The organism is Polaromonas sp. P1_F6 (assembly GCF_056405695.1).
In genome coordinates this window covers 89,696-100,169 of sequence record NZ_JBFUBQ010000011.1, presented here as the reverse complement: position 1 = coordinate 100,169, position 10,474 = coordinate 89,696, and the positions used below count along the sequence as shown (strand labels likewise).

Sequence of the window (10,474 nt, the reverse complement as noted above, 5' to 3'; positions counted from 1 at the left end):
TGCTGGCCGGGGGTTGCCCGGCATGCAACTCACTTTCTTTTGCTTCGCCAAAAGAAAGTAAGCAAAGAAAAGGCGACCCTGGTTCCTGCGTCCCTTCGCTGCGCTTCGGGCAACCTGCGGTGCTCGGTCCAGCCGGGGTCAAAAACAACTCGCTTCGCTCAAACAAGTTTTTGCCCTGATCCGTCTGGCCCTCCGCTCCTCGGCGCATCCACAAGGGGGTGGGAGAGGAATACCGAACAGCCAACAACCGAATACCAGAACCCGAATACCTGAAGAAACAAGGACACGCCATGGCGTGTCCTTGTTGGTATTGGAGTTGGCATTTGTCTTCAGTCCCCGCTCCCGATTGCCCCTTCTGTCTGCGCCGAGGAGCGCAGGTTCAGGCGGATCAGGGATCGCGATTGTCTGAGCGAAGCGAGTTCGAGCGAGACCCCGCCTGGACCGAGCACCGCAGGTTGCCCCGCAGCGAAGCGCAGGGGACGCAGACAGCAGGGTCGCCTTTTCTTTTGCTTACTTTTCTTTTGGCGAAGCAAAAGAAAAGTAAGTAGCTGCCGGGCTACCCCCGGCCAGCAACACTCAGCAAAGAGCACCCCGTCAGGCCCCTCCAGCCAGCAGCGCCGCATTCCCCCCCGCCGCCGTCGTATTCACAGTGACAGTCTGCTCGGCACAAAATCGATACAGGTAATGCGGTCCACCCGCTTTGGGGCCCGTGCCGGACAGGCCTTCACCACCGAACGGCTGCACGCCCACCACCGCGCCGATCATGTTGCGGTTCACATAGATATTGCCGACGTGGGCGCTGGCCGCGAGTGCCTGTGCGCGCGAGTCGATGCGGGTCTGGATACCGAGCGTGAGGCCGTAACCCAGCGCGTTGATCTGCGCGATCACGGCTTCCGGCGTGGCCAACTCGCCGCTGCCCCAGCGCACGATCTGCAGCACGGGGCCAAAGATTTCGTCTTTCACTTCGGCCAGGCTGCGTACTTCAAAGGCTGCGGGGGGGATGGCATTTGCTATTGAATCAGGAGCTGCTTGCGCCCGTTCTGCATGGCTTACAAGCACTTTTGACGTTGAATTCAGGCGCTGAAGATGCTTCTGGATGTTGTCAAAGGCTTCGCGGTCGATCACCGGGCCGACATCCGTCGCCAGGTCGGCCGTCTCGCCCACGACCAGCTCCTGCGCGGCACCCTTGATCATCTCGATCACGTGCTCAGCGATGCCCTCGTGCACACACAGCAGGCGCAGCGCCGAGCAGCGCTGGCCGGCGGAGCGGAACGCGCTTTGCACCACCGCGTCGGCCACCTGCTCGGGCAGGGCCGTGCTGTCCACCAGCATGGTGTTGATGCCGCCGGTCTCGGCGATCAGCGGGACGATGGGGCCGTCTTTGGCGGCCAGCGCGCGGTTGATGATCTTGGCGACCTGGGTGGAGCCGGTAAACACCACGCCGGCCACCTGCGGTGCCGCCACCAGCGCGGCGCCCACGGTTTCACCGGGGCCGTGCGCCAGTTGCAGCGCGCCTTCGGGCACACCGGCTTCACGCAGCAGCTTCACAGCTTCCCACGCCACGCCGGGGGTTTGCTCGGCGGGCTTGGCCATTACAGCGTTGCCGGTGGCCAGTGCCGCCGCAACCTGACCGGTGAAGATGGCCAGAGGGAAGTTCCACGGGCTGATGCAGACCCAGACGCCGCGCGCCGACAGGCGCAGCTCGTTGGTTTCGCCTGTGGGGCCGGGCAGCGTCACTGGCTGCATGATGCGCTCGGCTTCGCCCGCGTAATAGCGCAGGAAGTCCACCGCTTCGCGCACTTCAGACACGGCATCGCCCCAGGTCTTGAAGGCCTCTTTGACCAGCAGCGCGCAGAACTTCGGCATCTGCTGCTCCATCGCGCCGGCAGCACGGCGCAAGACGGCAGCCCGCCCGGCAACGGGTACTTTGCTCCATTTTTGATAGCTGCTCGCGCCCGTCACGATTGCCCTGTCGGCCGATTTGGCATCAAACACCGGCACCACAGGAACCTGCGTGGTCGCCAGCGCGGCCAGCAGCGGCGCACGCATGCTTTGCACTGTCAGGTCCAGCCCCAGGCTGTTGGGCCGACCAGGGCCGTACAGCGCGGGTGGCAGCGGCAAAGAAGATTCGGGCTCCAGGCGCATCGGTGAGGTCAGCAGCTCACCCATGCCGACCGACTCGTCGGCCAGCTGGTGCACAAACGAGGAGTTGGCGCCGTTCTCGAGCAGCCGGCGCACCAGGTAAGCGAGCAGGTCGCGGTGGGCGCCCACAGGCGCGTAAACGCGGCAGCTGATCAGCGGGTTCTTCAGCACCTCGCGGAACACGCCCTCGCCCATGCCGTGCAGGCGCTGCAGCTCGAACGGTACGGCGTTGCGCGATGCCATCTGCAAAATCGCGGCGATGGTGGCGGCGTTGTGGCCGGCAAACTGCGGGTAAATGGCGTCGGGCGCGGCCAGCAGCGCCTGCGCGCAGGCCAGGTACGACACATCGGTGTGGTGTTTGTGCGTGAAGACCGGGTAGTGCGGCAGGCCCATCTCCTGTGCGCGCTTGATTTCCGAATCCCAGTACGCGCCCTTGACCAGGCGGCACATCAGGCGCAGCTTGTATTTGCGGGCGATGGCGGCGATGTGCTCGATCAGCTCCAGCGCGCGGGTCTGGTAGGCCTGCATGGCCAGCCCAAAGCCCTGCCACTGCGGGTGGCGCTGGGCCACCAGCGCAGCCAAAGCCTCAAACACATCCAGCGACAACTCAAGCCTGTCGACCTCTTCGGCGTCGATGGTGAGGTTGATATTGGCCCGGGCCGACAGCTCGCACAGCCCCCAGACGCGCGGCACCAGCTCGGCCATCACGCGGTCGCGCTGGGCATCCTCGTAGCGCGGGTGCAGCGCGCTGAGCTTGATGGATATACCATCGTTTTGCTCGGTAGCGCCCGCTGGATCTGCGCCAGCAGCTATGGATTTGATAGCATTTGTGTAACTGGCGAGATAGCGCAACGCGTCGGCGTCGGTCCGTGCACCCTCGCCCAGCATGTCGTAGCTGAAGCGGAGACTGGGAATCTTTTTACGGCTGTCATCGGCTTCAGCCATGGCGTCGGCAATGGTTTGCCCCAGCACAAACTGCCGGCCCAGCAGCTGCACGGCGCGCAAGGTGGCAGCCACCACCGTCCGCGCGCCCAGCTTGCTCATGATGTGGGGCTGGCCGCCTTCCGGCAGGAATTTCTTGGACATGGCGATGGCTGAAGCCGACAGGCGCGCCATCACACCGTCGCCGGCGCTGTCGAAATCAGCGCGGCCGAGCTGGTCAGCCGTCAGGGCAATCGCGGTTTCGGCGTCCGGCACACGCAACAAGGCTTCGGCCAGCCGCATCAGGGCCAAGCCCTCCGCGCTGGAGATCGGGTATTCCTTGAGCAGGCTTTCCATCGCCCAGAAAGGCGGCGGGTTGTCACGCACGGCCTGCACCCAGGGCTGGGCGGAGTGCGCCGCCGCGGCCCAGTCGAGCGCGCCGGTCAGGCGCTGCAGGTGCGCGGCCACAATGCCGGCTTCAGGGCGGTACGGAAAGGGCAGGCGCGGAGATGCAGGCTTCAAGTGGTTCATGGAGGTTTTCACGGTAAATGGCGGTTATTCAGTCAATACGATGATGTTCTGTTGAATGTTGCCGAATTTCCCGCTAAATTTACGCAATTCACAGAATAATTCACTACGCATGTTTGAAGCCTCACCCGAAATTGACCGCATTGACCTGAAAATCCTGAATGTCCTGCAGCAGGACGGGCGGATTTCCAACCTCAAGCTGGCCGAGAGCGTGGCGCTGTCGCCGACCGCCGTGCTGGCGCGGGTGCAGCGTTTGAGCCGGGACGGCTACATCCTGGGCTACGAAGCCCTGCTCAACCCGCTCAAGCTGGGCGCCGGCATGATGGTGTTTGTCGAAGTCCTGCTGGACCGCACCACGCCCAATGTGTTTGAAGCCTTCAAGGCGGCGGTGCAGGTTCACCCTGAAATTTCCGAATGCCACATGGTGGCCGGCGGCTTTGACTACCTGCTCAAAACCCGCATGGCCGACATGGTGGCCTACCGCTCTTTTGCCGGCACCGTGCTGTGGCAGCTGCCGGGTGTGCGCGAAACCCGCACTTACGCGGTGATGGAAGAGGTGAAAAATACCACCCGGCTGGCGCTGGGGGTCTAGGCCGGGCATCTGCTGCCTGCCTGAAAAGGCCGCGTTAGCGGCACTTTTCTCACGGATTCCCGCTCAAATCCAGCCGCACCCGGACTAACCGCGTTGCCAAGCCGTGCGCATTGGACTACCTTGCAGTGCACATATGCAGGAAGTTGCATATGCAGATGGTGAAAAAACCATCACCACGAAAAAAACGGAGGACCCTGATGAAAAACAAGCCATGGTGGCGTTTGGGCGTGTTGGTGGGGATGCTTGTCGCCGCAGCGGCGCAGTCGGCGGAAATCGGCGTGACGGATACCGAAATACGCGTCGGGCAATTCGCCGCCCAGACCGGCCCCGCCGCCGAGCTGGGCAAGCGCATGCAACTGGGCATATTGGCGCACTTCAATGCCGTCAACGCCGCCGGCGGCATCAACGGCCGCACCCTCAAACTGGTTTCGCGGGACGACGGTTATGAACCTGAAAAGGCCGCTGCCGCGGTCAAGGCCCTGATCGAAGAAGACAAGGTGTTCGCGCTGATCGGTTCGGTCGGCACACCCACCACCCTGGCCGCGGTGCCGGCCATCAACGCGGCAGGCATTCCGCTGGTGGGCCCGTTCACCGGCGCACAGGGCCTGCGCGAGCCTTTCAACCGGAACCTGTTCCACGTGCGCGCCAGTTACTTTGATGAGACCGAGCGCATCGTGCAGCACCTGAGCACCGTCGGCATCACCAAAATCGCGGTCTTCTACCAGAACGACTCTTATGGCAAGGCCGGGCTGGAAGGCGTGATGCGGGCTCTGACCCGGCGCAACCTCAAGCCCGCTGCCAGCGTCACGGTCGAGCGCAACAGCGTGGATGTTGCCGCGCCGCTGGCAGAAATACTCAAGGTCACGCCCGAGGCCGTGATCCAGATCAGTGCCTACAAGTCCTGCGCCGCGCTGATCCGGCAGGCACGGGCCAAGGCCTATGGCGGCCAGTTTTTCAACGTGAGTTTTGTCGGCTCGAAGGCGTTGGCCGAAGAGCTGGGAGACACCGGGGCGGGCGTGACGATTTCGCAGGTGATGCCCTTCCCTTACACACCCTCATCGGCCATCGTGCGTGAATACCAGCAACGCATGGCTGAGGGCGGCCACAAGGACTTTGACTTCTCCAGCATGGAAGGCTTTCTGGTGGCCAAGGTCTTTACCGAAGGCCTGCGCCGGGCCGCCGGCAAGAACCTGACCCGTGAGAGCCTGGTGACGGCGCTGGAGTCCATGCGCGACTACAACATGGGTGGCTTCACGGTGAACTACAGCCCCCAAAGTCACGAGGGCTCCCGCTTCACCGACCTCACCATCATCGGGCGTGGCGGAAAATTCATGCGCTGACGGCATCGAAACTTGCAAAACGGCCCATGCTGGCAATAATGCGGGCTCATCCCCTGTTTGCCATTCACCAGGAACACCCATGAAGCTTTCTACCCCCTTTCCAGCCGCCCTTGCTGTTGTCACGCTGGCCCTGTCCGCCGGGGTTTCTGCGCAGACCACCAAACCAGGCCTGTGGGAAATGACGAGCAAGATGCAATCAAGCTCCGGCGAGATGGAAAARGCCATGGCCAACATGGAAAAGCAGCTGGCCAGCATGTCGCCCGAGCAGCGCAAGCAGATGCAGGACATGATGGGCAAACAGGGCATGTCCATGGGGCCCGGCGCCGGCGGTGGCATGAGCATGAAGATGTGCATCACCAAGGAAATGGCCGAGCGCAACGAAATGCCCCAGCAGCAGCAAGGCGACTGCAAAACCACCCAGTCGCCGCGCAGCGGCAACACCATCAAGATTTCTTATGTGTGCACCCAACCGCCCTCCAGCGGCGAAGGTGTGATGACCTTCAACGGCGACACCGCCTACACCATGAAGATGAACACCACGACCACCGTCAAAGGCAAGCCCGAGAAGATGACCATGGATGCTGCAGGCAAATGGCTGTCGGCTGATTGCGGCACGATCAAGCCGATCACTCCACCGAAGAAATAACCGAGGGAGATCTCTTCACCAGCAGGGGCCGAGGAACCGGCTTTGCCGGGCCTCAGGCGCAGCGGCCCCCTCGGGGGGCAGGGAGCTACACGAAGTGAGCGACCGTGGGGGCCTATCTCTTGCCGAAGATCGCAGTGCCTACGCGCACCATGGTGCTGCCCGAATGGATCGCCGCCTCCAGGTCGGCGGTCATGCCCATTGACAGCGTATCCATGGGTGCAGGCAACGCACCTGACGCATTGATTTCGTCAAAAATGGCTTTTGTCCGCGCGTGGACAGCGCAAGCAGCTACAAAATCGATAGCAGGCTCCGGTATTGCCATCAAGCCGCGCAAGGTGAGGTTCGGCAGCTGCACAACCGCCTGCGCCAGCGCCAGGACATCCTCAGGCGCCACGCCCGACTTGTTGGCGCCGTCATCCACGTTGACCTGCAGGCAGATCTGGAGCGGCGGCAAACCGGGCGGCCGCTGCTCGCTCAGCCGCTGGGCGATTTTTAGGCGATCGACCGACTGCACCCAGTCAAAATGCTCAGCCACGAGACGGGTCTTGTTGCTCTGAACCGGGCCGATGCAATGCCACCCCAGCGCAATCGCAGCGCCCTGAGCCTCAGCGCCTTGCCAGGCGCGGAGGGTGGCAATTTTCTCTACGCCCTCGGTGATGTAGTTTTCGCCGAAGGCGCGCTGCCCATCCGACGCGGCGTCGATCACGGCGTCCGCACCGAAGGTTTTGGAGACCGCCAGCAGCCGTACGCTCGCCGGATTGCGCCCGGCAGCTACGCAGGCCGTGGTTATCCGGTCACGGACAAGCTGGAGATTGCGCACAATCGTGGTCATAATCGAACTGTAAACTTAGTTTGAAAACCATTTTCAAAGGGTCCCGGGATGGATATCACGCAGTTGCTGGCTTTTAGCGTCAAGAACAAGGCGTCTGACTTGCATTTGTCGGCAGGCTTGCCGCCCATGATCCGGGTTCACGGCGACGTGCGGCGCATCAACATCGATCCGCTGGACCACAAGCAGGTGCATTCCATGGTGTATGACATCATGAACGACACCCAGCGCAAAACCTACGAAGAGTTCCTGGAGGTCGACTTCTCGTTCGAAATCGACGGACTGGCGCGCTTTCGCGTCAATGCCTTCAACCAGAATCGCGGCGCCGGTGCGGTGCTGCGGACCATTCCATCCAAAATCCTGACACTGGAACAGCTCAACGCCCCCAAGATTTTTGGCGACCTGGCCATGAAACCGCGGGGCATGGTGCTGGTCACCGGCCCCACCGGCTCGGGCAAATCGACCACACTGGCCGCCATGGTCAACTACCTGAACGAAAACGAGTACGGCCACATCCTGACGGTGGAAGACCCGATCGAATTCGTGCACGAATCCAAAAAGTGCCTGATCAACCAGCGCGAAGTCGGTCCGCACACCCTGAGCTTTAACGCCGCGCTGAAGTCGGCCCTGCGGGAAGATCCGGACGCCATCCTGGTGGGTGAAATGCGTGACCTGGAAACCATCCGGCTGGCTATGTCGGCCGCTGAAACGGGCCACCTGGTCTTCGGCACGCTGCATACTTCCAGCGCCGCGAAAACCATTGACCGGATCATCGACGTGTTTCCGGCCGAGGAAAAGGAAATGATCCGCTCCATGCTGTCCGAGTCATTGCAGGCCGTGATCTCGCAAACGTTGTGCAAAACCAAAGACGGTGCGGGCCGCGTGGCTGCACACGAAATCATGCTGGGCACCAGCGCCATCCGCAATTTGATCCGCGAGGCCAAGGTCGCCCAGATGTATTCATCCATCCAGACCGGCAACAGTGTGGGCATGCAGACGCTGGACCAGAACCTGACCGAACTGGTGAAGCGCAATGTGATTTCTGCTGCCGAAGCCCGCGGCAAGGCAAAAATCCCGGAAAACTTCCCCGGCTAGAAGCTATGGCCCCCACGCTTGTCACTTCGAGCCTACGGCGCGCTGCCCCTTTCCTTACGTACGGGGCCGCTGCGCCTGCGGCCCGGCAAAGCCGGTTCCGCGGCCCCTGCTTGATTGAAGAGAGAACCACCGTCACCGATCCTGCCGAGTTTCCGGCAACGACAGAGTTTGTTTGAAAGGAGTCGCAAATGGAACGCGACCAGGCCAGTAAATTCATCAATGATCTGCTGAAACTCATGGTCAGCCGTAATGGCAGTGACCTGTTCATCACAGGCGACTTCCCACCGGCCATGAAAGTCGACGGCAAGGTGACCAAGGTGTCGCCGCAGCCGCTGAACGCCGGCCACACGCTCGCCCTTGCCCGTTCCATCATGAACGACAAGCAGGCCGCCGAATTCGAACGCACCAAGGAATGCAATTTCGCCATCTCGCCGCCCGGCGTGGGGCGCTTTCGCGTCAATGCTTTCATCCAGCAGGGCAAGGTCGGCATGGTAATGCGGACGATTCCCGCCGTGCTGCCCACCATCGACGGGCTGGGTGTGCCCCAGGTGCTCAAGGAAGTGGTGATGAGCAAGCGCGGCCTGACCATTTTGGTGGGCTCTACCGGTTCGGGTAAATCCACCACGCTGGCGGCCATGGTCGACTGGCGCAACGAACAGTCGTTCGGCCACATCATCACGATTGAAGACCCGGTGGAATTTGTCCATGCGCACAAGAACTGCGTGATCACGCAACGTGAAGTGGGCCTGGACACCGACAGCTGGGAAGCGGCCCTGAAAAACACGCTGCGCCAGGCGCCCGACGTGATCCTGATGGGCGAGATCCGCGATCGCGAAACCATGGAACACGCCATCGCGTTCGCGGAAACCGGCCACCTGTGCCTGGCCACCCTGCATGCCAACAGCGCCAACCAGGCGCTGGACCGCGTGATCAACTTTTTCCCCGAAGAGCGCCGCACCCAGTTGCTGATGGACCTCTCGCTCAACCTGAAGGCCATGATTTCACAGCGGCTGGTGCCCAAGCAGGACGGCAAGGGTCGTTTTGCGGCGGTGGAGGTCATGCTCAACTCGCCTCTGATCTCCGATCTGATCTTCAAGGGCGAAGTCTCCGAAATCAAGGAGATCATGAAAAAAAGTCGCAACCTGGGCATGCAGACTTTCGACCAGGCGCTGTACGACGCCTTCGAGAGCCACTTCATCACCTACGAAGACGCCTTGCGCAACGCCGACTCGGTGAACGACCTGCGCCTGCAGATCAAGCTCAACTCGCAGCGTGCCAAGTCCGTCGACCTGGCTGCAGGCACGGAAAACTTCGCTATCGTCTAAGCCGCTGAACTGCCGGCGTCGTTCCGGCCAAGGGCTGAGTTCGAAGGGCTAAAGGCCGCGAAGCAGACCTGAAGGTAATCGATAGTGGCCCGGATTTTGGGAGCCCGATGGCGTTCGGCCAGAATCACCGCATCAATAGAATAGACATCGCTCACCGTGTGCCGGGCCAGCACCGGCTTTAACCGGCCTTGCGCCACCAGCTCGCGGCCGATAACGTCGTTGATCCGGGCAATGCCGGCTCCCGCCAAGGCAAGTGAAACCACCGCAGCGCTGCTATTGACGCGCAACTGCCCCTGCACCGTGAGCGGGGTGACGACCGCGTTTTCTTCGAAGGTCCATTGATTGTGGGTAATCGAAGTGGTATTTGATATCAGGCTGTGCAATTGAAGATCTGCCGGCGCACGCGGAACGCCATGCTTCTTGAGATACACGGGTGAGGCGTACAAAGCACGCCCATGGCTTCCAAGATTACGGGCAATGGCCGTCTGCGCAGGTGCAACACCCGCCCTCACGACGATATCCATCGCCTCATCGGCCATGCTGACAAGGCGATCATCCAGATGCAGGTCCAGCTTCAATTCCGGGTGCAAGGCCCGCAGCTTGCCCAGCCGGGGAATCAGTACATATTCAGCAAGAATCTGGCTGATGCTCAAACGGACCGTTCCCACCACTGAGCGGCTTCGGCTGGCGAAGCTGTTTTGCAATTGCCTGTGTTCGGCAAGGATGCGCTGGGCGTATTCAAGGAAGACCTCACCTTCGTCAGTGAGAGAGAGGCTGTGAGTGGTCCGGTGCATCAGCCGCAGGCCGCATTGAGCCTCCATGCGCGCGAGCGACCGCGACATATGGCTGGCCGCAACGTTGCGTTCCCTCGCTACTGTCGAGAGCGACTGGGCAGATGCAAGCTGCGCAAACAGCGAGAAGTCGTCAAGGCTGAGGTTTTTCATGCTTGTGCAGATTTGACACAAGCATTATGCATTCGGGGGGATTTCCAGCGGGCGCCGTCATGGGCACAGTTCACTTCGCGCGGACATGTTGTGCCGTCGCTCTTCAAAGGAT

At 61.6% G+C, this 10,474-nt stretch carries 8 protein-coding genes; 5 read left to right on the top strand and 3 right to left on the bottom strand.

Annotated features, from left to right (window positions below):
* Window positions 1-594: 594 nt before the first annotated feature.
* Window positions 595-3,594 (bottom strand): L-glutamate gamma-semialdehyde dehydrogenase, encoded by a 3,000-nt coding sequence (locus AC1DY9_RS21880; protein ID WP_477667639.1) that lies wholly within the window; start codon window positions 3,592-3,594, stop codon window positions 595-597.
* Window positions 3,595-3,703: 109 nt separating this feature from the next.
* Between AC1DY9_RS21880 and AC1DY9_RS21875 the strand changes: the two genes are divergently transcribed.
* The 3 genes from AC1DY9_RS21875 (at window position 3,704) to AC1DY9_RS21865 (ending at window position 6,169) form a co-directional block, all read left to right on the top strand.
* On the top strand, window positions 3,704-4,183 hold the full coding sequence (locus AC1DY9_RS21875; protein ID WP_457281549.1) for an Lrp/AsnC ligand binding domain-containing protein: 480 nt from the start codon (window positions 3,704-3,706) through the stop codon (window positions 4,181-4,183).
* Between the two features lie 197 nt (window positions 4,184-4,380).
* A complete protein-coding gene (locus AC1DY9_RS21870; protein WP_477667638.1) occupies window positions 4,381-5,523 on the top strand; it encodes an ABC transporter substrate-binding protein in 1,143 nt (380 codons plus the stop codon).
* A 79-nt stretch (window positions 5,524-5,602) separates the two neighbouring features.
* Complete coding sequence (locus AC1DY9_RS21865; RefSeq protein WP_457281551.1) at window positions 5,603-6,169, top strand: DUF3617 domain-containing protein; 567 nt, start codon at window positions 5,603-5,605, stop codon at window positions 6,167-6,169.
* A 112-nt stretch (window positions 6,170-6,281) separates the two neighbouring features.
* Here AC1DY9_RS21865 and AC1DY9_RS21860 read toward each other — a convergent pair whose 3' ends face one another.
* Entirely contained in the window at window positions 6,282-7,001 is a 720-nt protein-coding gene (locus AC1DY9_RS21860) for a YggS family pyridoxal phosphate-dependent enzyme (protein ID WP_477667637.1), read from the bottom strand.
* 48 nt (window positions 7,002-7,049) lie between these two features.
* Between AC1DY9_RS21860 and AC1DY9_RS21855 the strand changes: the two genes are divergently transcribed.
* Window positions 7,050-8,093, top strand: coding sequence for a type IV pilus twitching motility protein PilT (locus AC1DY9_RS21855; RefSeq protein WP_457281553.1), 1,044 nt, complete (start codon window positions 7,050-7,052; stop codon window positions 8,091-8,093).
* Window positions 8,094-8,281: 188 nt separating this feature from the next.
* Complete coding sequence (locus tag AC1DY9_RS21850) at window positions 8,282-9,418, top strand: PilT/PilU family type 4a pilus ATPase (RefSeq protein WP_457281554.1); 1,137 nt, start codon at window positions 8,282-8,284, stop codon at window positions 9,416-9,418.
* On the opposite strand, the gene AC1DY9_RS21845 is transcribed toward AC1DY9_RS21850, so the two are convergent.
* Window positions 9,415-10,362 carry a LysR family transcriptional regulator gene (locus AC1DY9_RS21845; RefSeq protein WP_457281555.1) on the bottom strand — a complete coding sequence of 316 codons (948 nt, stop codon included), beginning with the start codon at window positions 10,360-10,362 and terminating at the stop codon, window positions 9,415-9,417. The two genes, AC1DY9_RS21850 and AC1DY9_RS21845, sit on opposite strands and share 4 nt — an antisense overlap.
* Window positions 10,363-10,474 lie beyond the last annotated feature (112 nt).